General features: G+C 71.2%; 18 protein-coding genes. 12 read left to right on the forward strand and 6 right to left on the reverse strand.

Going from position 1 to position 21150, the window contains the following annotated elements:
* The first annotated feature begins 34 nt into the window (after nt 1–34).
* From MTS1_RS09090 to MTS1_RS09145, 12 genes are all read left to right on the forward strand, one after another.
* A complete protein-coding gene (locus MTS1_RS09090) occupies nt 35–1087 on the forward strand; it encodes an iron-siderophore ABC transporter substrate-binding protein (RefSeq protein WP_023953285.1) in 1053 nt (350 codons plus the stop codon).
* Complete coding sequence (locus MTS1_RS09095; RefSeq protein WP_023953286.1) at nt 1077–2129, forward strand: iron ABC transporter permease; 1053 nt, start codon at nt 1077–1079, stop codon at nt 2127–2129. Before MTS1_RS09090 ends, MTS1_RS09095 begins: the two co-directional genes overlap by 11 nt.
* Complete coding sequence (locus tag MTS1_RS09100; RefSeq protein ID WP_023953287.1) at nt 2126–3172, forward strand: iron chelate uptake ABC transporter family permease subunit; 1047 nt, start codon at nt 2126–2128, stop codon at nt 3170–3172. Before MTS1_RS09095 ends, MTS1_RS09100 begins: the two co-directional genes overlap by 4 nt.
* A complete protein-coding gene (locus MTS1_RS09105; protein ID WP_023953288.1) occupies nt 3169–3972 on the forward strand; it encodes an ABC transporter ATP-binding protein in 804 nt (267 codons plus the stop codon). The genes MTS1_RS09100 and MTS1_RS09105 overlap by 4 nt, the downstream gene beginning before the upstream one ends.
* Nucleotides 3973–4067: 95 nt before the next feature.
* On the forward strand, nt 4068–5723 hold the full coding sequence (locus MTS1_RS09110; RefSeq protein ID WP_233494913.1) for an ABC transporter substrate-binding protein: 1656 nt from the start codon (nt 4068–4070) through the stop codon (nt 5721–5723).
* Between the two features lie 2 nt (nt 5724–5725).
* Entirely contained in the window at nt 5726–6682 is a 957-nt protein-coding gene (locus MTS1_RS09115; protein ID WP_036305367.1) for an ABC transporter permease, read from the forward strand.
* A 12-nt stretch (nt 6683–6694) separates the two neighbouring features.
* A complete protein-coding gene (locus MTS1_RS09120) occupies nt 6695–7636 on the forward strand; it encodes an ABC transporter permease (RefSeq protein ID WP_023953291.1) in 942 nt (313 codons plus the stop codon).
* Nucleotides 7633–9264, forward strand: a complete 1632-nt coding sequence (locus tag MTS1_RS09125) for an ABC transporter ATP-binding protein (RefSeq protein WP_023953293.1) — start codon at nt 7633–7635, stop codon at nt 9262–9264. Before MTS1_RS09120 ends, MTS1_RS09125 begins: the two co-directional genes overlap by 4 nt.
* The gene (locus tag MTS1_RS09130; RefSeq protein WP_023953295.1) at nt 9261–10604 is read left to right on the forward strand and encodes a M20/M25/M40 family metallo-hydrolase; all 1344 of its coding nucleotides are present in this window, start codon (nt 9261–9263) and stop codon (nt 10602–10604) included. Before MTS1_RS09125 ends, MTS1_RS09130 begins: the two co-directional genes overlap by 4 nt.
* Nucleotides 10601–11476: a DUF1684 domain-containing protein gene (locus MTS1_RS09135; protein WP_023953296.1), complete on the forward strand. Its 876-nt coding sequence runs from the start codon at nt 10601–10603 to the stop codon at nt 11474–11476. The genes MTS1_RS09130 and MTS1_RS09135 overlap by 4 nt, the downstream gene beginning before the upstream one ends.
* Complete coding sequence (locus MTS1_RS09140; RefSeq protein WP_023953297.1) at nt 11473–12576, forward strand: LLM class flavin-dependent oxidoreductase; 1104 nt, start codon at nt 11473–11475, stop codon at nt 12574–12576. Before MTS1_RS09135 ends, MTS1_RS09140 begins: the two co-directional genes overlap by 4 nt.
* The gene (locus MTS1_RS09145) at nt 12573–14090 is read left to right on the forward strand and encodes an MFS transporter (protein WP_023953298.1); all 1518 of its coding nucleotides are present in this window, start codon (nt 12573–12575) and stop codon (nt 14088–14090) included. The genes MTS1_RS09140 and MTS1_RS09145 overlap by 4 nt, the downstream gene beginning before the upstream one ends.
* Here the strand turns inward: MTS1_RS09145 and MTS1_RS09150 are convergent.
* The 6 genes from MTS1_RS09150 to MTS1_RS09180 all read right to left on the reverse strand — a co-directional run bounded on the left by MTS1_RS09150 (nt 14074) and on the right by MTS1_RS09180 (nt 21134).
* A complete protein-coding gene (locus MTS1_RS09150; RefSeq protein ID WP_023953299.1) occupies nt 14074–15681 on the reverse strand; it encodes a molybdopterin-dependent oxidoreductase in 1608 nt (535 codons plus the stop codon). The two genes, MTS1_RS09145 and MTS1_RS09150, sit on opposite strands and share 17 nt — an antisense overlap.
* Nucleotides 15682–15868: 187 nt before the next feature.
* Nucleotides 15869–16948 (reverse strand): GNAT family N-acetyltransferase, encoded by a 1080-nt coding sequence (locus tag MTS1_RS16700; protein ID WP_023953300.1) that lies wholly within the window; start codon nt 16946–16948, stop codon nt 15869–15871.
* Nucleotides 16949–16994: 46 nt separating this feature from the next.
* Nucleotides 16995–17987, reverse strand: a complete 993-nt coding sequence (locus MTS1_RS09165) for an ABC transporter substrate-binding protein (RefSeq protein WP_023953302.1) — start codon at nt 17985–17987, stop codon at nt 16995–16997.
* A 55-nt stretch (nt 17988–18042) separates the two neighbouring features.
* Nucleotides 18043–18810 carry an amino acid ABC transporter ATP-binding protein gene (locus MTS1_RS09170; protein ID WP_023953304.1) on the reverse strand — a complete coding sequence of 256 codons (768 nt, stop codon included), beginning with the start codon at nt 18808–18810 and terminating at the stop codon, nt 18043–18045.
* Nucleotides 18807–19835, reverse strand: a complete 1029-nt coding sequence (locus MTS1_RS09175) for an amino acid ABC transporter permease (RefSeq protein ID WP_023953306.1) — start codon at nt 19833–19835, stop codon at nt 18807–18809. The genes MTS1_RS09170 and MTS1_RS09175 overlap by 4 nt, the downstream gene beginning before the upstream one ends.
* A 180-nt stretch (nt 19836–20015) precedes the next feature.
* Nucleotides 20016–21134 (reverse strand): sugar-binding protein, encoded by a 1119-nt coding sequence (locus MTS1_RS09180; RefSeq protein WP_023953308.1) that lies wholly within the window; start codon nt 21132–21134, stop codon nt 20016–20018.
* Between the last annotated feature and the right edge of the window lie 16 nt (nt 21135–21150).

The raw sequence follows: 21150 nt of genomic DNA on the forward strand, positions 1-21150 counted from the left end.
ACCGGTCGCACAACCCTCTCCAGCCAGGATCCCCATGCACACCGCTCTCTCACGTCCGGGGGGCCGCGCCGCCGCGGCCGTCACCGCCCTCATCATCACCGGAGCCGGCCTCGTCGCCTGCTCCGCCCCCACGGACCAGAACGCGAGCACAGCACCCGCCGCGGACGGCTCCGACGCTGCCGGCTTCCCCGTCACCGTCACGTCCGCCCTGGGCGACGCGGTGATCCCCGAGAAGCCCGAGCGCATCGCGACATGGGGCTGGTCGGCGCAGGACGCGGTGCTCGCGCTCGGCGTCGTCCCGGTCGCCATGCCCGCGTTCGCCTACGGCGGCGTCGACGGCGTGCTCCCGTGGGATGCCGATGCGATCGAGGACCTCGGCGGCGAGACCCCCACGCTCCTGACGGGCGGCGACACGGGCGAGCCGAACATCGAAGAGTTCGTCGAAGCCCGCCCCGACGTCATCCTCGCGCCCTACTCGGGGCTGACACAGGAGCAGTACGACGCTCTCAGCAAGGTGGCGCCCGTCGTCGCATACCCCGACCAGCGCTGGGCGACCTCGTGGGAGGACCAGACCGCTATCGTCGGCCAGGCGCTGGGCCTGACGGATGCGGCCGCCGACCTGGTCGCTCAGGTCGACGCCGACATCGCCGACCTCGCCGCCGAGTATCCGGCGCTCGCAGGCACGTCCTTCGCCTACGGAGCGAACAACCAGCCCGAGATCTTCAACGTCTTCCGCGATGACGACCCGCGCGTACAGCTGCTCACCCAGCTGGGCATGACGGTCGCCCCCTCGGTCGAGACGCTCGCCCCCGACGACGACAGCTACTTCTACCAGCTCGGCTTCGAGAACCTGAACGCCCTCGAGTCCGACGTGCTCGTGGCCTACTTCGGCACACAGGCAGACGTGGACGCGTTCGTCGCCGACCCGCTCGTCGCCGCCATGCCGCAGGTGAAGGAGGACCGCTTCGCCCCGATCGTCGGCGAGTCGTTCGTCATGGCCTCGAGCGCGCCCACGGTGCTGTCGATCCCGTGGATGCTCGACCAGTACGTTCCGCAGCTCGCCGCCGTCGCCGAGCGTGTCGGCTGACACCCTCGCGCTTCCCCGGGGCAGGGGCCGCTCTCCGCGGTCGCTGCCCCGTCGGCGCGTCTGGGCGGGGGCGGCAGTCGCGCTCGCGCTCGGGGGCGTCGTCGTCGCGAGCCTCGCGGTCGGGACGTCCGAGATTCCTCTCGGCACCGTCTGGCATGCGCTGACGGCCTACGACCCCGCCGATCCGGAGCACATCGCGATCGTCGAGAAACGTCTGCCGCGCACGGTCGTCGGCATCATCGTCGGCGCCGCGCTCGGGCTGTCGGGCACCCTCGCCCAGGGGGTGACCCGGAACCCGCTCGCCGACCCCGGCATCCTCGGCGTCAATCAGGGAGCCGCCCTCGCGGTGGTCGCAGCCATCACGGTCTTCGGTGCGACCGGGCCGAGCTCGTATCTCTGGTTCGCGATCGTCGGCGCGGCGATCGCCGCCGCCATCGTCTGGGTGCTGTCGTCGCGAGGTCGCGACGGGGCCACCCCGGGCAAGCTGGCCCTCGCGGGAGCGGCCGTGTCCGCCGCGCTGTTCTCGCTCGTCTCGGCGGTGCTCATCGTCAGCCGCGAGGCGCTCGATGCCATGCGCTTCTGGCAGGTCGGCGCCCTGGCCGGACGTGGTCTCGACGTCCTCGTTCCGGTGCTGCCGGTGCTGATCGTCGCGGCCGCCGTCGCGCTGGCGTCGGGTCGGACGCTGAACCTCTTCGCCCTCGGCGATGAGACCGCCGCGGCCCTCGGCTTGCGGGTGAACCGCGCGCGCCTGCTTCTGGCGATCGCGCTGGTCGTGCTCGCAGCCGGCGCGACGGCGGTCGCGGGTCCCATCGCCTTCGTCGGTCTGATCGTGCCGCACGCCGTGCGCAGCATCGCGGGCCCGGATTACCGATGGATCCTGCTCTTCGCAGCGCCGACCGCCGCCGTCCTCCTCGTCACGGCGGACGTCGTCGCCCGGATCGTCGCGCGACCGGGCGAGCTGCAGGTCGGCATCGTGGTCGCGGCGGTCGGCGCACCGTTCTTCATCGCGCTCGTGCGGCGGGGTCGGATGGCGGGGCTGTGACGGGCGCGGTTCCCGCAGCTCTCGCTCAGCCGCTCCGCCGAGCAGCTGCCCGCCGGGTCGTGATCGTCTCGGCGAGCGCCGCCGTCGCGGTCGCCGCCCTGTTCGCCGTTGCGCTGCTGCTGGGACCGGCGGCGCTCTCGCCGGCTGAGGTCGTCGAGGCGATCACGGGCCGCGCCCAGCCGGTCGTCTCGCTCGTCGTCTGGGAGCTCCGGATGCCGCGCGCCCTCGCTGCCGTCGTCGTCGGCGCCTGCCTCGGCGCCGCGGGGGCCGTCTTCCAGTCGGTGCTGCGCAACCCGCTTGCGAGCCCCGATGTGCTGGGGGTGACGGCGTCCGCCGGAACCGTCGGCGTGGCCGCCGTGCTCGGTTTCGGTGTCAGCGGCATCGCACTGACCTGCCTCGTCGCCGGCGGGTCGGTCGTCGCCGCGGCGCTCATCGGCGTCCTGGCCTGGAACCGCGGGCTGCACGGCATGAGGCTCATCCTCGTCGGCGTCGGGTTCTCCGCCTTCGCGACGGCGCTGACCGGAACCGTGCTGACCCGTGCGGAGATCCGCGATGTGAGCGTCGCGTACACGTGGCTCGTCGGCAGCCTGGGCGGCTCGTCGTGGGCCGTCGTCGGAACGAGCGGGGCCGTCGCGGTCATCGTGTTCGCCCTGCTGGTCCTGCAGGTGCGGGGTCTGCGTGGGCTCGAGCTCGACGACGCGACCGCCGCCGCCCTGGGCGTGCGCGTGCAGCGGGTCCGGATCGGTGTGCTGCTCACCGCCGTCGTCCTCGCCGCGATCGCCGTCGGAGCGAGCGGACCGATCGGCTTCGTCGCCCTGATGGCGCCGCAGATCGCGCGACGCCTCGTGGGCCCGGGGTCGATCTCGCTCGTGGCCTCGGCCGCCGTCGGCGCCGCCCTCGTCAGCGCGGCGGATCTCATCGCGCAGTACGCGGTACCCGGCATCCCCTTTCCCGTCGGGGTCGTGACGGGCGCGATCGGCGCGCCCTACCTCGCCTGGCTGCTGACACGTTCCGACCCCACCCGACCGGGAGGCACCCGATGACCACCGCCGATCACCGACTCAGCGCCGAGGCGATCACGCTCGGCTACGACGGAGTCCCGATCGTCGACGGCCTGTCGCTCGCCGTGCCACCCGGGCGGATCACCGTGATAGTCGGGGCGAACGCGTGCGGGAAGTCGACGCTGCTGCGGGCTCTCGCCCGGCTGCTCACGCCCACCACGGGCGCGGTGCTGCTGGACGGCGCCGACATCCGTTCGCGGCCGACCGCGGAGGTCGCGCGTGTGCTGGGGCTGCTGCCGCAATCGCCGGTCGCGCCGGAGTCGATCCTCGTGGCCGACCTCATCGCCCGCGGACGGTATCCGCATCAGAGCTGGCTGCGGCGACGCGCATCCGAGGACGACGCGATCGTCGACGCTGCGATGCGCACGGCGGGGGTCGCCGAGCTCGCCGACCGCTCCGTCGACACCCTCTCGGGCGGTCAGCGCCAGCGCGTCTGGATCGCGATGGCCCTCGCGCAGCAGACCGATGTCATGCTGCTCGACGAACCGACGACCTACCTCGACATCAGCCACCAGATCGACGTGCTGGACCTGCTCGTCGACCTCAACCACCAGCGCGGCACCACGATCGTGATGGTGCTGCACGAGCTGTCGCTCGCGTGCCGTTACGCCGACCATCTCGTCGCGATGTCGGGCGGGCGCATCGTCGCGGAGGGCGCCCCAGCCGAAGTCGTCACCGCCGACCTCGTGCGCGAGGTCTTCGGCATCGACGCGATCGTCATCCCCGACCCCGCTTCCGGGGCGCCCCTCGTCTCTCCCCTCGGCCGCCACCACCGCGCCTGAGGTGTCCCCCCGGCGGATGACGCTGCGTGTCGGGGTCTTCCGCTGTGTGACGGGGCCGCGCGCCGGCCGCGACGATGGTCGCGAGCCTGGGACGCATGCCTCTCCTCCGCACACCTTCCCCTATCCGCACCCGTTCGCGCGCGCTGCGCGGCGCCGCGCAAACCGTGCTCCTCGTCGGCGCGGCCGCCGGCGCCCTCCTCCTGTCCGCCTGCAGCTCGACGACCGCCGGAGCGAGCCCGTCGCCGTCCGGCGAGCCCGTCTCGGGAGGCACGCTGACCTTCGCGATCTCCGTCGACAGCCAGTGCATCGACCCCCAGCAGGTCGGCAACAACGACGCGATCGCGATCGCCCGCCAGACCGTCGCCTCGCTGACGACGCAGGATGCCGAGACGGGCGAGATCCTGCCCTGGCTCGCCGAGCACTACGAGGTCAACGCCGACGCGACGAGCTTCACGTTCACGCTGCGCGACGGAGCGACCTACGCCGACGGCGCGCCGATCGACGCCGCCTCGGTGAAGACGAACTTCGAGGCGATCCGAGCGCTCGGGGCGAAGGCACCCCTCGGCTCGTCGTACCTCGCCGACCTCGAGAGCATCGACGTCGTCGACGACAGCACCGTGACGATCGCCTTCTCGCGTCCGAGCGCGCAGTTCCTGCAGGCGACCTCGACGTTCAGCCTCGGCCTGCTCTCCCCAGCGACCGCCGCGGTGAGCCAGGCCGACCGCTGCCTCGGCGAATATGTCGGCTCGGGTCCGTTCTCGGTCGAGAGCTACACGCCCAACCAGGGCGCGACGCTCGTACGCCGCGAGGGCTACGACTGGGGTCCCTCGACCAACGACCACACGGGCGAGGCCTACCTCGACGCGATCGAGTACGTCGTGGTGCCCGAGGCCGGCAACCGCACCGGCAGCCTGCAGTCGGGACAGATCGATGCGACCACCGGCATCTCGGCGACCGACGCCGTGCTGTTCGAGGGCGACGGATTCTGGAGCGAGAACCGCGCGAACCCCGGCGTCGTCTACAACCTCTACGCGAACCAGTCGACGCCCAAGCTCGCCGACGCCGACGTACGCCTGGCGATCCAGAAGGGCATCGACCGCGACGAGATCACCGCGACCCTGCTCGGGCCCGACGACAAGCCGGCGCTGTCGCCGCTCGCCTCGTCGACGCCGTACTTCAGCGACCTGAGCGATGTGCTGGAGTACGACCCGGATGCCGCGGGCGAGCTGCTCGACGACGCCGGATGGACGGTCGGGGCCGACGGCATCCGCGAGAAGGACGGCGAGAAGCTCAGCTTCCTCGTCACGTACTGGCAGTCGCCCAAGGAGGTGCTCGAGCTCGTCCAGCAGCAGCTGCGCGAGATCGGCGTCGACCTGCAGCTGAAGTTCGCCAGCATCGCCGATTCGCAGGCGGCATCCGCCGACGGCACCTACGACTTCGTCTACGGCAACCTGACCCGGTCCGACCCCGACGTGCTGCGCACCGTCTTCACGGCCGACAACCCGACCGGCAACACCCGGCGCACGACGCGCACCGCCGTCGACGACCTGCTGGATGAGCAGTCGGCGATCACGGATGCCGCACAGCGCCAGGCCGTCGTCGACGAGGCGGCGCGCGCGCTCGTCACCGAGGGGATCACCATCCCGATCTACGAGCTGTCGACCACCATCACCGCGGCCTCGAAGGTGCGGGGACTGAAGTTCGAGGCGTCGAGCCGGCTCGACTTCTACGACGCCTGGATCGCCGAGTGATCATGTGGCTCACCTATATCGCGCGTCGGGTCGGGCAGGGACTGGTCGTGCTCTGGGCGGCGTACACGATCTCGTTCCTCGTCCTGTATCTGCTGCCCGGTGACGCCGCGGCCCTGTTCGCTGGCGGCGCCGACCAGGAAGCGGTCGACCCGGAGCTCGTGGCGCGGCTGCGCGCCGAGCTCGGGCTCGACCGCCCCCTGTGGGAGCAGTACCTCACGGCACTCGGGCGGGCGCTCGTCGGCGACTTCGGCACCTCGACGCAGACCGGGCGCCCCGCCGCCGATCTGCTCGGCGAGGCGCTGCCTCCGACTCTCGCCCTCACCGGCTTCGCGTTCGTGCTGTCCGTCGCGCTGGGTGCGGTGCTCGCGCTCGCGGCTTCGCTCACCCGCATCGCGTGGCTGCGGAACCTGCTGTTCTCCCTTCCGCCGATCGGCGTCTCCATTCCGGTGTTCTGGATCGGTCTCCTGCTGCTGCAGGCGTTCTCGTTCCAGCTGCGCCTGTTCCCGGCGATGGGCGACGACGGCTTCGTGAGTCTCGTCCTGCCCGCCGTGACGATCGCGATCCCCTCGGGCGCGTTCATCGCGCAGCTGCTCTCGCGGAGCCTGCGCTCGACCCTCGCGCAGCCCTACGTCGAAGTCGTCCGCGCGAAGGGTGCCGGCGAGACCCGCGTGCAGTTCGGGCATGCGCTGCGCAACGCCGTCATCCCGACCCTCACGATGGGCGGCGTGCTCGTGGGCGGCCTGCTGTCGGGGGCCGTCGTGACCGAGACCGTGTTCTCGCGGCTGGGCATCGGACGCCTGGTGGTGACCGCCGTCAACAACCGCGACGTTCCGGTCGTGCAGATCGTCGTGGTGTTCGCCGCCCTCGTCTTCGTCGTCGCCAACCTGATCGTCGATCTCGTCTACCCGCTCGTCGACCGCCGCATCACGCTCGCACGCACGGCGTTCGTCGCCGCCTGAGCCGGAGGAATCATGGCCATCACCCTCGACGCCCCCATCCGCCCCGCTGAACCCGCCGATCCCGCCGAATCCGCCGGCCGGGGGCCGAGCGGCGGCCGTCGGTCGACCCGCACCGGAGCGGATCGGGCACGCGCCGCGCGCGGCATCCGATCGTTCCTGCGCCAACCGACGCTCGTGCTCGCCGTCGCGGTGCTCGCCCTGGTCGTGCTGTGGGCGGTCGCGCCGACCTGGTTCACGTCATGGGACCCGATCGAGGGGGTGGCGCGCGACCGGCTGCAGCCGCCGTCGGCCGAGCACCTGTTCGGCACCGACAACCTCGGCCGCGATCTGTTCGCCCGGGTCGTGCACGGATCGGCCACGTCGCTCGCCGCGACGAGCGTCGCCGTCGTCGTGGGGCTCACGGTGGGATCGGTGTTCGGGCTGCTCGCCGGCTTTCTGCGCGGATTCGTCGACGACGTGATCATGCGCTTCATGGACGTGCTCCTCGCGGTCCCGAGCCTGCTGCTTTCGCTGGCCCTCATCACGGCTCTGGGCTTCGGGACGATCAACGTCGCGATCGCGGTCGGACTCGCGAGCGTCGCATCGTTCTCGCGCGTCATGCGCGCGGAGGTGCTGCAGGTCGCAACGTCCGTCTACGTCGAGGCCGCCCGGGTCTCGGGCGTGCGGTGGTACACGATCCTCGCCCGCCACGTCCTGCCGAACGCGTCGGGACCGGTCGTCGCCCTCGCCGCCCTCGAGTTCGGCGTCATGGTGCTGGCCATCTCATCGCTGTCGTTCCTCGGCTTCGGCGCACCGCCGCCGACGCCCGAGTGGGGATCGCTCGTGTCGGGCGGGCGTGACTACCTCGCCGTCGCCTGGTGGCTGACAACGCTCCCGGGACTCGTGATCGTCGCCGTCGTGCTCTCTGCCAACCGCATCTCACGCGCTCTCGAACGCAACGGAGGAACCCGATGACCGCCCCGCTCACACCCCTGCTCGAGGTCGACGGCCTGAGCGTGTCGTACACGGTGGACGGCGAGACGCGCGCGGCGGTGACGGATGTCTCGTTCTCGGTCGACCGCGGAGAAGTCGTCGCCATCGTCGGCGAGTCCGGATCGGGAAAGAGCACGACCGCGCACGCCGTCATCCACCTGCTGGCGCGCAACGCGCGTGTCGACGCCGGTGCCATCCGATTCGACGGCGAAGACCTCACCGGCCTCTCGTCCCGGGCCTGGCGCGAGGTGCGCGGCCGGAGGATCGGCCTGATCCCGCAGGACCCGGGGACGAGCCTCAACCCCGTCAAACGCGTCGGGCGGCAGGTCGGCGAGCCGCTCGTGATCCACGGGCTCGCCTCGCGCCGTGCCGCCGATCGGCAGGCGGTGCAGCTGCTCGGGCTCGCCGGCATCCCCGAGCCCGAGGCCCGGGCGCAGCAGTTCCCGCACCAGTTCTCGGGCGGGATGCGGCAGCGCGCACTCATCGCCGCGGCGCTCGCAGCCGAGCCGCAGCTCGTGATCGCCGATGAGCCGACGAGCGCGCTCGACGTCACGGTGCAGAAGCAGATCCTCGACCACATCGACACGCTCGCCGACACCCTCGGCACCGCGGTGCTGCTCATCACGCACGATCTCGGAGTCGCCGCCGACCGCGCCGACCGCATCGTCGTGATGCAGAACGGTGGGATCGTCGAGCAGGGACCGACCGGCGCCGTGCTCGCGGATCCGCAGCATCCCTATACCCGCGCACTCATCGCGGCGGCACCGGGACTGCGGGCGGCGGGTCTGCGAACGGCGGATGTGCGGCCTGCAGCGGATGTGCAGCCCGCGCCGCTTCTCGAGGTCACGGGTCTGCGCAAGGAGTTCGCGCTTCCCGGCCGCCGGCGTCTCGTCGCGGTCGACGACGTGTCGTTTACGGTCGGGCGGGGCGAGACCCTCGCCGTCGTGGGCGAGTCGGGGTCGGGCAAGAGCACGACCGCGCGGCTCGCGCTGCGGCTCGAGCAGCCCACGGCCGGCGGCATCCGCTTCGACGGCGTCGATCTCGTGACCGCTGGGCGCGAGCAGCTGCGGTCGCTCCGTCGCCGGTTCCAGCTCGTCTACCAGAGCCCGTACGCCTCGCTCGACCCGCGGTTCACGATCGCGGACGTCGTCGACGAGCCGCTGCGCGCGTTCGGCATCGGCGATCGGACACGACGCGCGGCGCGCGTGCGAGAGCTGCTCGACCGCGTCGCGCTCCCCGCCGACACCGCCGGGCGCCGGCCCGCCGAGCTGTCGGGAGGGCAGCGCCAGCGCGTCGCGATCGCGCGCGCTCTGGCAACCGACCCCGACCTGGTGGTTCTGGACGAGGCGGTCTCGGCCCTCGACGTGTCGGTGCAGGCACAGATCCTCGACCTTCTCGTCGAGCTGCAACAGCAGCTCGGGGTGTCGTACCTCTTCATCAGCCACGACCTCGCCGTCGTGCGCGAGATCTCGGACCGCGTCGCGGTGATGCGGCAGGGACGCATCGTCGAGCAGGGGGCGACCACCACGGTGCTGACGTACCCGCGCGAGGAGTACACGCGCCGTCTGATCAACGCCATCCCCGGACGCGCACGAGAGGCCGTCGCATGAGCGGCACTCCGGGGCTCGCCGAGCAGACGACCGAGCTGTTGCAGCAGCTGATCCGGAACGCCGCGGTCAACGACGGTACCCCCGACTCGGGGCAGGAGTGGCGCCAGGTGCGCACGCTGCAGGAGTTCTTCGCCGGCTCCGGCGTCGAAGGCGTCGTCGTCGAACCGCATCCGGGGCGCGAGTCGTTGATCGTGCGGATCGAGGGCACCGACCGCAGCGCGCCCTCGCTCGCGCTCGTCGGCCACACGGATGTCGTGCCCGTCGAGCCGGCCGGCTGGGAGCGCGATCCGTTCGGCGCCGAGATCGTCGACGACGTGCTGTGGGGACGCGGGGCGATCGACATGCTGAATCTCACCGCGGCCTACGCCGTCGTCACGCGGGCTATCGCGACGAGCGGCTTCCGTCCGCGCGGCGACCTCGTGTTCGCGGCCGTGGCCGACGAGGAGAGCGGCAGCAGGTTCGGTGTCGGCTGGCTCACCGAACACCGACTCGACCTCATCGACGCCGACTACGTCCTGACCGAGTCGGGCGGCGCGCACGCCGGCTCCACGCCGGCGCTCGGCGTCATGATCGGCGAGAAGGGCGGAGCCGGCCGACTGCTGCGGGTGCGCGGCGTGCCGGGCCACGGCTCCGCGCCGTGGGGGACCCGCAACGCCGGCGTGATCGCAGCCGAGGCGATGACGCGGCTCGCGCGATTCCGCGGCCCCACGGTCATCACGCCGCAGTGGCGCGCCTACGCGGAGGCGCTCGAGCTCGAGCCCGACGTGAGTGCGGCGGTCACCGATCCTGCCCGGTTCTTCGAGGGCGTCGACGCGCTCGGAGACCTCAACGGCTTCGCGCACGCCTCGACGCACACGACCATCTCGCCCAACGTGGTGCGCGCGGGCGAGAAGGCCAACGTCATCCCCGGCGAGGCGACCGTGCAGCTCGACATCCGGATCTTGCCGGGTGTGACGCGCGACGACGTCCACGGCTACCTGCGCGAGGCGCTCGGCGATCTGCTCGAGCACATCGAGATCGAGGGCGACTGGTTCGGCGAGTCGACGATCTCGCCGACGGACACGCCGTTGTTCGCGGCGCTCGGAAGCGCCGTGCGCCGGGCCTACCCCGGCGCGGAGCTGCTTCCGATGCTCGGCATCGGCGGCACCGACGGCCGGTTCTACCGGCGCCGCGGCATCCCGGCCTACGGGTTCGGCGTGCTCAGCGAACGCTGGGACTACGGCACCTTCCGCCGGCTCTTCCACGGCCACAACGAGCGCATCGACCTCGCCTCGCTCGACCTCACCGTCCACGCGCTCGACCACGTCGTGCGTACCTTCCACGATCAGGAGAACACATGAGCACGACGACCGACGACCGCATCCCCGGCGGCACGATCGACCGCGCGGCCTTCGGTCGCGACTGGGAGACCTGGCACCGCGAGCACGAGGCGCGGCGGGCCGACCCCCACGGCTTCCTCGCGGTGACGGGGCTGCACTGGCTCGGCGATGCCGCCGTCACGCTGCCCGACGCACCCGGCACGTGGACGCTCGGGCCCGACGGGCCGGTCGTGAGACTGGCCGACGGCGAGACGCTCGACCTCGACGGCGAGACGCTGCGCGGCGAGCACGCCTTCGGCGACATCCCCGAGCGCGGCGGCGTGAACCTCGGCTTCGTCGACGGCGACGTCACCGGGGTGATCGAGCTCGCACAGCGGGGCGGTCACACGATCGTGCGTCCGCGGCGCCCCGACCATCCCTTCCTGGCGTCGTACACCGGCACACCCACGTACGTTCCCAATCCGCGCTGGCGGGTCGCGGCGCGGTTCCGGGCGTTCGACGAGCCCCGTCCGACCACGGTGGGCGCGGCCGTCGACGGGCTCACCCACGTGTACGACGCTCCGGGCGTGCTGGAGTTCGAGTGGCGCGGTGAGACGTTCTCGCTGACCGCTTTCCCGGGGCATGCCGAGCCGGGAAGCCTGCTCGTCCTCTTCACCGACGCGACGAGCGGACTCACGACGTACGCCGCGAACCGGTCGGTCTCGGTCGCGGCGCCCGACGCCGACGGCTGGACGGTCATCGACTTCAACCGCGCCGTGAACCTGCCGTGCGCCTACACCGACCACGCGACGTGTCCCCTGCCCCCGGCGGAGAACCGGCTGCCGATCGGCATCGAGGCGGGCGAGAAGACTCCGCTCGCCCGCGTCAGCGCCGACACGGAGGTGTCACGATGAGGTTCCAGCTGCTCGACATCGTGCCCTACCGCCCCGATCCCGTCACCGGCCGCCAGGTGTCACCGGCCGATCGGTTCGCCGAGACCCTCGAGCAGGCGGTCCGGGCCGAGGAGTGGGGGCTGGATGCCGTCGCCGTGGGCGAACGCCACGCGGGCCACTTCATCTCGTCGTCGCCGACCGTGCTGCTCGCGGCGATCGCGGCGCGCACCAGCCGCATCCGCCTCAACTCAGGCGTCACCGTGCTGTCGGTCCTCGATCCCGTTCGGGTCGCCGAGGATTACGCGACGATCGATCAGCTCTCGCGCGGCCGCCTGGACATCACGATCGGAAAGGGGAACGAGGTCGCGCAGTTCCCGCTGTTCGGACTCGACATCGACGATCAGTGGGAGCTGCTGGCCGACAAGTACGCGCTCCTGCGCACCCTCTGGCGCCACGAGGGCGTGTCGTGGGCGGGCTCGCCCTACACGCGACCGCTGACGGATGTCACGACACTCCCCCGCCCGTTCGCCGGTGCGCCGCGGGTCTGGCACGGCTCGGCGACCACCCTGTTCTCGGCGGCGCTGGCCGCGCAGTACGGCGATCCGCTGTTCAGCGCGAACGCCATCCAACCGCTCGAGAACTACGGCGTGCTCGTCGACCACTACCGCGCCGAGTTCGCCCGGCACGGGCACGATCCCCGCGGCGCCTTCGTCGGCGCCGGGTCGGGCGCGCTCTTCATCGCCGACACCACCCAGGAGGCCGTCGCGGCCTACGGCCCGGTGTACAACGCGCTCGTCGCCGCGACGAATGTGCCGGGCAACAACACCCCGTTCCGCGACATCGAGCACGCCGTCGCCGACGGGCCGGCCCTCGTCGGCACGCCGCAGCAGGTGATCGACAAGATCGCACGTTTCCACGGTCGGCTGGGGCACGACCTGCAGTCGATCAGCCTGCCTACGACGGTGCCCTTCCCGCGCCAGCTGGAGATCCTGCATCGCTTCGCCACAGAGGTCGCCCCGGTGCTTCGGCGCGAGCTGCCGACAGACCTGTGGACCGAGCGCGACCCCGCCGCAGGTCGGGCGCAGACCGCCGCCGCCGACCAGGTGGCCGTGCCCGCGTGAGTTCCCGGGCGGCGCTGTGGGCGTGCGTGGCGGCCGGCTTCGCGACGCTGTTCGACGCGACCGTCATCACGTACGCGGCGCCGGATGTCGCGGCATCCCTCGACGCGTCGACCGCCGGCGTGCAGTGGCTGCTCGCGTCGTTCTCCCTCACCTTCGGCCTGGGGCTGATCCCCTCGGGCCGACTGGGCGACGTGTACGGGCGGCGGCGGCTGTTCGTGCTCGGCCTGGCGGTCTTCCTGGTCGGCGGGCTCGTGGCGGTGACGGCTCCATCGATCGGGCTGTTGGTGGCGGCCCGCTTCGTCCAGGGCCTGGGTGCGGGTGTCATCAGTGCGCAGGTGCTGGGCACGATCCAGGACCTGTTCACCGGGGCAGCCCGCTTGCGGGCGCTCGGCGCCTACACGGCGACGGGAGCCCTCGCGGGGCTGCTCGGGCCGGTGGCAGCGGCCCTCGTGTCGACCGCCGCACGGGCGGACGGAGCCTGGCCAGACGGAGGGTGGACGGACGGGGCCTGGCGCATCGTGCTGCTGATGCCGCTGCCGTTCGTGCTCGCGGCGCTCGCGCTCGGGGCTCGCGGACTGCCGGGTCCCGTCCGCCGTGGTCCGTCGGACGGGCGCCGCGTCGCCCTCGACCTGCCCGGCATCGTGCTGCTCTGCGCGATCGTCGTGGCGGCCACCCTGCCGGTCGTCGAACCCGGCCTCTCGGGAGTCGCCGGGATCATCGTTGCGGCCGCCGCCGGCGTGCTGATCGTGGCCCTCGTCGCGTGGGAGCGTCACTACGGCCAGCAGGGACGGCTTCCGCTGTTCGCGCCGGCCCTCGTGCGCTCGCGCGGCTTCGTCGCGGGCAACGTCTCGGCGCTGCTGTGGTTCGGCAGCGGCATGGCCTTCGCCTCGGCGGCGACCCTGTACTTCCTGCAGCGTCCCGGGCTGACGCCGTTCGCGATCGCCCTGCTCTTCGCCCCGGAAGCGGTGGCCAGACTGGTGGCCTCTCTGCTGAGCCAGCGGGTGTTCGCGAGGATCGGCACGGCGACCGTGTCGCTCGGGCTGACGATCCAGCTCCTGCTGCTCGCGACGATCGCGGTCAGCGCACCGCTCGTCGACGACGGCCCGCTGCTCGTGATCGCGGCCGCGGCGCAGATCGGTCTCGGGTTCGCCGGCGGGCTGGTCGAGCCGCCGATCCGCGCGGTCACGCTGTCGTTCGCGTCGACGCGACTACACGGTGTCGCCGCATCCTTCCTGCAGCTGACGCAGCGGCTGGCGGCGACGTTCCTGGTGGCGCTGACGACCGGCATCCTGCTGACCGCCGGCGGCCAGGCGACGGCCGGTTCGCTGCAGGCCGCGGTCACGGTCTGCGCGTTCGCGAGCGCCCTGTCGCTCGCGGCCGCGCTGCATCCCGCGCTTCGCGGCACCCCCGTCGAGTCGCCAGGAATTGCGGATACGGCGGGGCCAGGACCCGCAGTTCGTGGCGAGTCGACCGGGGGTGTCGCAGGGTCAGAGGGGATCAGGCTGAGACGGTGACCAGCACGCGCTGCCAGCCGCTCGAGCCGTCGGGGGCGATGGGGGCGCGCTCCTCGATCTGCGTGTCGCCGTTCTTGTTGACCGCGCGCACCTCGACGTAGTGGGTGCCCGCTTCGGCCTGCCACTCGAGCATCCACTGCACCCAGGTGTCGGCATTGATCGGGGTCGAGAGCGTCGCGGCCTGCCAGTCGCCATCGTCGATGCGCACTTCGACGCGCTCGATGCCGACGGTCTGCGCCCACGCCATCCCGGCGATCGCGACGGTTCCCGCGGCGACCGGGGTACCCGTGCGCGGAGTGTCGATGCGGGAGGAGAACTTGATCGGAGCTTCGGCCGCGTATCCGCGCGGAGTCCAGTACGCCTCGTCGGCCTCGAACGTCGTGACCTTGAGCTCGGTGACCCACTTCGTCGCCGAGACGTAGCCGTACAGCCCGGGAACGACCATGCGCACCGGGAAACCGTGCTCGAGCGGAAGCGGCTCGCCGTTCATCTTCACGGCGAAGATCGCGTCGCGCGCATCGTCGGTCAGAGCTTCGAGCGGGGTGGACGCCGTGTAGCCGTCGACGCTCTTCGAGAGCACCATGTCGGCGCCGGACTGCGGGCCGGCCATGCGCAGGATGTCGCGGATCGGGACGCCCTGCCAGATCGCGTTACCCACCAGCCCGCCACCGACCTCGTTCGAGACGCAGGTGAGCGTCACGGCGTACTCGTCGAGGCCCATGCCGACGAGGTCGTCGAAGCTCAGCTCGACGCGTTGGTCGACCATGCCGTCGATGACGAGACGCCACGTCGTGGGGTCGACCGAGGGCACGGTGAGCGCCGTGTCGACGCGGTAGAAGTCGGCGTTCGGGGTGATGAGCGGCGAGATGCCCTCGACCTCGAGCTCGGCGCCGTCGGGAATCGTGACGGTCGACCGCGGCTCGGGGATGCGCAGCTCGCGGCGCAGGGCATCGACCGACGCGGACGTCGCGTTGAGCAGACGTGCGCCGACGCCGACGATGACCGCAGCGATGCCGACGCCTCCCGTCGCGACGAGGAACGAACGGCGACCGAGGCCGCGCTGCTCGGCGGCCGGTGCCGCGGGGGTGTCGGCATCAGCGGCATCCGCGGCGCCCGCCCAGCGCCGGAGGCGCGTGATGACGAACACCAGGACGAGCACTCCGACGAGCGTCCCGACCACGGGCGGCACGAACGCGAGGGGACTGGCGCCGGTTCGGGTGATGATCGCCGCGGTCGAGATCACCCCGGCGAGGGCGATGACGATGACTCCGAAGGGCCGGACGAAGAACTGCAGGATGCCGGCGATCGCCGCGGCGATGACGACGGCGAGCGCGAGGCTGCCCAGCAGGACGATCTTGTCGGCCGAGCCGAAGGTCGCGATCGCGAACTCCTTGAGGGGTTGCGGCACGATGTCGATGACGAAGGCGCCCACCGCGAGGATCGGGCTGCTCTCGCGCGCGACGAGCAGCGCGATCAGCTCGGCGACCGCGAGGAAGGCGGCCGCGCTGACGATGCCGGCGAGTGCGCTCCAGAGGCCCCAGACCCAGCGACGGGTCTTCGCCTCGTTCGCGGATGCGGTCGATTTCGCCATCGCTGTCGCCTCTCGATCGGCAGATCACTCCTACCGTGCATAGTGTCTTCGTCGCCGAGCCCGCAACGGATGGAAATTCGGCGGTGTCGATGCCGCGAGAACGCACCGCCATCACGAGGACGCACCCTGCACCGTGCGTCTTCGCCGGGAGGGTGCGTTCTCGGCGATCGTGCCAGGGGGCTCGGGGCTACAGGGGCTTGGCGAAGCAGCGGGAGAAGGCGTACTCGGTGTACGGGGCGTAGATCGGGATCGGGGTGTAGCCGAGGCGCTCGTACAGGACGACGGCGTCGTGCTGGCGGTCGCCGGTCTGCAGGATGACGCGCGCCGCGCCCCGGTCGCGGGCGATGCGTTCGAGCTCGGCGAGCAGTGCCCGGCTCGCGCCGAGACCGCGGGCCCGAGGGTGGACGTACACGCGCTTGATCTCGAGATCGCGGATGCCGTCGTGCTCGAGATCGCGCAGCGCGCCGTGGCCGATTGCTTCGCCCGCGGCATCCGTCACGAGCACCGTCGCCACGATCGTCGCGGGATCGAGGGCGAACGCTCGTGCCGACCGAGCGGCGGCCTCGGGGTCGGTCTCGTCGAAGCGGTCGGCGTAGCGCGGGCCGACCTCGCGGTCCATCTCGGCGCGCAGGGCCCCGGCACGCGGGTCGTCGTAGTCGATGTGCTCGAACAGCCACGTCGTGGCCGAGGCGCCTGCAGGAGCGCGGGTTGCGGCGGCAGGCTCGGGCGCGAGGTCGTATCCGAACGCGAGCAGCTCGATGAAACGGCCCGGCTCGACCTCGATCCGACCCTCGCGCTCGGGCAGACGTGCGAAGCCGAGCTTGGCGTACAGGGCATGCGCCGCGGTCATCTCGGGCCCGCTGTTCATGACCACACGGTGGGATCCGCGCTGCCGGGCCAGCTCGATGACGTGCCGGGTGAGTGCTTCGCCGACCCCGCGCCCCCGCGCCTCGGGGGCGACGGCGAGCTGACGGAAGTCGGTCTCGCCGGGCTGCGCGACCCCGGCGAGCGGGCGGTTGGGCCGAGCGACCCACACGGTCCCGAGGATCTCGGGCTCGGCAGCGGCATCCTCACTCCCGCCGGCGTCCACCGCCACCCACACATCTCCGCTCCGGACGCGCGCGGCGACGTCGCGCAACGAGGCGAGGTAGTGCTCCGAGAGTTCGCCGTAGCTGTGCTGGTAGGCGCGAGCGGTCAGCTCGCCCGCCCGAGCGAACTCCTCGGTGCGGACGAGCCGGATGGTGAGCGCTGTCGCGGTCGATGTCACGAGGTGACGCTACCTCTCACCGAGACCCGATCGCGACGCGGGCCATTCATGACGCGGGGAGTCCGGGCGGGTTGATCTCGCTCGTCTCGATGCGCTCCGACTCGAGCCCCCAGGTCTCGAGGACCTCGTCGTACTGGCCGCCGGCGATGAGGGCGTTGAGCGCGATCGACACGGGCTCGATCAGGCCGTTGCCCTTCGCGGTGGCCGCGGCGATGTTCGCGGTCTGCGGCCAGCCGCCGGGCACGAGCCCGACGAGCTTGGTGTCGCCCGTCTCCCGCGCCGACCAGGCCGACGTCGCGTTGGGGCCGAAGGTGGCGTCGACGCGGCCGGACTGCAGCGCGAGCACGGCCGCGGCGTTGTCGTCGTAATACTGCAACTCGGCAGGCGCCTCGCCTGCGGCTTCGAGCTCGTCGTTCCAGGCGAGCAGCACCTGCTCCTGGTTGGTGCCCGAGCCGACGACGATCTTCAGGCCCGAGATGTCGGCGGCTTCCTCGATCTTGTCGATGTCGCTGTCGGAGCGGACGTAGAAGCCGAGCAGGTCTTCGCGGTAGCTCGCGAAGTCGTAGAGCTCCTTGCGCTCCTCCGTGACCGTGACGTTCGAGGTGATGAGGTCGTACTTGCCCGACTGGATGCCGAGGGGCCAGTCGGCCCATGCGACGACCACGGGGTTGTACTCGAGGCCCAGCGCCTCGGCGACGAGCGAGCCGATGTTCGGCTCGGTGCCGGCGGCCTCGGTCTCGCCCTCGGGGATGTAGCCGAGGGGCGGCAGATAGGCGGAGTGCGCGACGGTCAGCTTGCCCTCCTCGACGGGGGTGAACCCGCTCGCCTCGAGAGCGGCGACGGCCTCGGCGACGGGCTCGTCGAGGTGCACCCAATGGATGTCGTCGGTCGCGACGTTCGCGGTCGTCGCCGCCGGGGCGGCGGCTTCGGCCTCGGCGGGCCGGTTGAGGTTGACCGCGGTGACGATGCCGCCGACGATCGCGGCGACCGCGACGACGCCGAGTCCGGCGGCGATGCCCTGCTTCTTGCTGATGGCCATGCTGTGGATCTCTCTCGAAAGGGTGGGGTGCGGATGGAGCGGGATGGAGGGGAGCTCAGGCGAGGACCTTGGCGAGGAACTCCTGCACGCGGGGGTGCTTCGGCGCGACGAGTACCTCGGCGGGCGGGCCCTGCTCGATGATCCGGCCGCCATCGAGGAAGACGACGCGGTCGGCGACCTCGCGGGCGAAGCCGATCTCGTGGGTGACGATGATGAGCGTCGTGCCGAGCTGTGCGAGGTCGCGGATGACGTCGAGCACCTCGCCGACGAGCTCGGGGTCGAGCGCGCTCGTCGGCTCATCGAACAGGATCACCTTGGGCTTCAGAGCCAGCGCTCGCGCGATCGCGACGCGCTGCTGCTGCCCGCCGGAGAGCTGGCGCGGGTAGTGACCGGCCTTGTCGCCGAGTCCTACGCGGTCGAGCAGCCCGAGGGCGAGTTCGCGGGCGTCGTCCTTCGACAGCCGCCCGAGGGCGACGGGCGCCTCAGTGACGTTCTCGAGGGCGGTGAGGTGCGGGAAGAGGTTGAAGTTCTGGAAGACGATCCCGATCTGGGTGCGACGCTCGAGCACGGCCTTCTCGCGCAGCTCGTAGAGCTTGCCGTTGCGCTGCTCGTACCCGATGAACTCGCCGTCGACCGTGACCGATCCGCGGTCGACCGTCTCGAGGTGGTTGATGGTGCGCAGCAGCGTCGACTTGCCCGAGCCGCTCGCGCCGAGGATAGCGACGACCTCGCCCGGCTCGATGGTGAGGTCGATGCCGCCGAGCACCTCGACTCCGGCGTAGCTCTTGTGGACGTTGTGGATCTCGACGAGACCGCGGGTCATGACTCTCCTCCGGAAGTGGCGCGGCTGGTCGCGAGTGGGCGGGGTGCCGGCGCGTCGTCGCCGAGGCGGGCCCACTGCACGGCGATCCAGCGGCGCGCACGCTGAACGGGCGTGGGCGGCAGAACCCGCACGGATCCCCGCGCGTAGTGACGCTCGATGTAGTACTGCAGGATGCTGAGCACCGTGGTGATGATCGTGTACCAGACCACCGCGACGAGCAGGAGCGGGATGACGCGACTGTTGCGGTTGTAGATCACCTGCACCGCGTAGAACAGCTCGGGGATCGCGATCACGAACAGGACCGAGGTGCCCTTGACGAGCCCGATCACCTCATTGGTGGCGTTGGGGACGATCGATCGCATGGCCTGCGGCAGCACGATGCGGCTGAGCCGCCGACGCGGCGGGATGCCGAGGGCGGCGGCCGCCTCGAGCTGGCCTTGGTCGACCGAGAGCAGGCCGCCGCGGATGATCTCGGCGGAGTAGGCCGCCTGGTGCAGGCTCAGGCCGAGCACGCCCGCCGCGAACGCGCTGATCAGCTGCACCGTCGGGAACTCGACGATCCAGAAGTCGGTTGTGAAGGGGGTGCCCAGTCCGAGCGTCGGATACAGGTAGCCGAGGTTGTACCAGACGACCAGCTGCACGACGAGGGGGACCGAGCGGAAGAACCAGATGAAGCTCCACGCCGCGGCGTTGAGCAGCGGCGACTTGGCGAGCCGAGCCAGCGCGAGCACCGTCCCGAGCAGGAATCCGATCGTCGCCGACACCGCCGTGTAGACGAGGGTGAGGCCGAGTCCCTGCAGCACCGGGTCGGAGAAGAAGTACTGCGCGAAGTAGTCCCACTCGTAGTTCTCGTTCGTCACGAGCGACCACAGGAACTGCGCGACGACGAACACGACGATCGCCGCGATCGCCCAGCGGAACCAGTGCCGTGTGCGGACGACGGGGATGTCGCCGAGGTCGACGCGCGGCGCGGTCGGCGCGGGGTCGCCGACGGCGCGCTCGACGCGCGAGACGGTGTCGGTCATGCGGATCTCCTCGGAACGGCGTGGATGCAGCGGAGGCTGCGGATCGCACGACAGTAGGACTCGGAGGAGCCCGGTGTCGCGGCATCCGCTCACACGACGACACGAAGAGAGATACGGCGTAATACGAGGAACCGGCCCCCAGCGAGAGAGCTTGGGGGCCGGTTCCGAGAGCGGTTCGGGCTACTGCGCCGCCTGCACGATCTCGAGGAGGCTCGGGACGTTGGCGTACGCCTCGGCCGCGTTCTCCTTCGTGACGATCACGGGCTCGAGCAGATAGGCCGGAACGACCTTCACGCCGTTGTCGTACTGCTCGGTGTCGTTGACCTCGGCATCCTCGCCCTGCTGCAGCTCGCCGATCATCTTGACCGTCTGCTCGACCAGCAGCGTCGTGTCCTTGTTGATGGTCGAGTACTGCTCACCGGCCATGATCGACTTCACCGACTCGACCTCGGAGTCCTGACCGGTGACGGTGAAGGTCGCGACATCCTTGCCCGCCTGCTTCACCGAGGTGAGGATGGCACGGGCCAGGGTGTCGTTGGGCGAGAGCACGCCGTCGAGCGTGTCGCTGCTGTAGGTCGACGTCAGGATCGAGTCCATACGGCTCTGGGCGTTCTCGGCCTTCCAGCCCTGGGTCGCCGTCTGCGCGATCTCGTCCTGACCCGACTTCACGACGAGGGTGCCGTCGTCGATCTTCGGCTGGAGCACGTCGAGCGCGCCGTTGAAGAACACCGCGGAGTTCGCGTCGTCGGGCGAGCCGGAGAACAGCTCGATGTTCCACGGCGCGCCGTGGCCCGACCGCGCCTCGAGCCCGTCGAGCAGCGCCTGCCCCTGCAGCTGACCGACCTTGAAGTTGTCGAACGCGACGTAGTAGTCGACGTTCTCGCTGTTCTCCAGCAGCCGGTCGTAGGCGATGATCTTCACGCCCGCGTCGGCGGCCTGCTGCAGCTGGGTACCCAGCTGCTTGCCGTCCTTCGCGCCGATGACGATGACCTTCGCACCGTTCGTGATCATCGCGGAGATCTGGTTCTGCTGCTCGGCGACTGTGTTCGATGCCGGTGCGTACTGCACGTCGGCCTTGAAGCCGGCGGCCTCGAGGTCCTTCGTGAACAGGTCGCCCGCGAGCACCCAGTTCTCGCTGGTCTTGTCGGGCAAGGCGACGCCGATCGTCGCGTCGGCCGCGAAGCCCGCCGCAGCGGAGGCGTCGCCGCCGGCGCCCGCGTCGGTGCGCGCGTTGGAGCACGCCGACAGGGCCAGCGCCGTGACCGCGAGCGCGGTGACGGCGAGAGCGATCTTCTTCATTGCATTCATCTCTTTT

This window comes from Microbacterium sp. TS-1 (assembly GCF_000509385.1).
Classification (GTDB): Bacteria; Actinomycetota; Actinomycetes; order Actinomycetales; family Microbacteriaceae; genus Microbacterium; species Microbacterium arborescens.

What these genes read in the sequence shown, in the direction of transcription:
- MTS1_RS09090 (WP_023953285.1), top strand. Translation starts at nt 35, where the DNA reads ATGCACACCGCTCTCTCACGTCCGGGGGGCCGCGCCGCCGCGGCCGTC.
- MTS1_RS09105 (WP_023953288.1), top strand. Translation starts at nt 3,169, where the DNA reads ATGACCACCGCCGATCACCGACTCAGCGCCGAGGCGATCACGCTCGGC.
- MTS1_RS09110 (WP_233494913.1), top strand. Translation starts at nt 4,068, where the DNA reads ATGCCTCTCCTCCGCACACCTTCCCCTATCCGCACCCGTTCGCGCGCG.
- MTS1_RS09115 (WP_036305367.1), top strand. Translation starts at nt 5,726, where the DNA reads ATGTGGCTCACCTATATCGCGCGTCGGGTCGGGCAGGGACTGGTCGTG.
- MTS1_RS09120 (WP_023953291.1), top strand. Translation starts at nt 6,695, where the DNA reads ATGGCCATCACCCTCGACGCCCCCATCCGCCCCGCTGAACCCGCCGAT.
- MTS1_RS09125 (WP_023953293.1), top strand. Translation starts at nt 7,633, where the DNA reads ATGACCGCCCCGCTCACACCCCTGCTCGAGGTCGACGGCCTGAGCGTG.
- MTS1_RS09130 (WP_023953295.1), top strand. Translation starts at nt 9,261, where the DNA reads ATGAGCGGCACTCCGGGGCTCGCCGAGCAGACGACCGAGCTGTTGCAG.
- MTS1_RS09135 (WP_023953296.1), top strand. Translation starts at nt 10,601, where the DNA reads ATGAGCACGACGACCGACGACCGCATCCCCGGCGGCACGATCGACCGC.
- MTS1_RS09140 (WP_023953297.1), top strand. Translation starts at nt 11,473, where the DNA reads ATGAGGTTCCAGCTGCTCGACATCGTGCCCTACCGCCCCGATCCCGTC.
- MTS1_RS09150 (WP_023953299.1), bottom strand. Translation starts at nt 15,681, where the DNA reads ATGGCGAAATCGACCGCATCCGCGAACGAGGCGAAGACCCGTCGCTGG.
- MTS1_RS09165 (WP_023953302.1), bottom strand. Translation starts at nt 17,987, where the DNA reads ATGGCCATCAGCAAGAAGCAGGGCATCGCCGCCGGACTCGGCGTCGTC.
- MTS1_RS09170 (WP_023953304.1), bottom strand. Translation starts at nt 18,810, where the DNA reads ATGACCCGCGGTCTCGTCGAGATCCACAACGTCCACAAGAGCTACGCC.
- MTS1_RS09175 (WP_023953306.1), bottom strand. Translation starts at nt 19,835, where the DNA reads ATGACCGACACCGTCTCGCGCGTCGAGCGCGCCGTCGGCGACCCCGCG.
- MTS1_RS09180 (WP_023953308.1), bottom strand. Translation starts at nt 21,134, where the DNA reads ATGAAGAAGATCGCTCTCGCCGTCACCGCGCTCGCGGTCACGGCGCTG.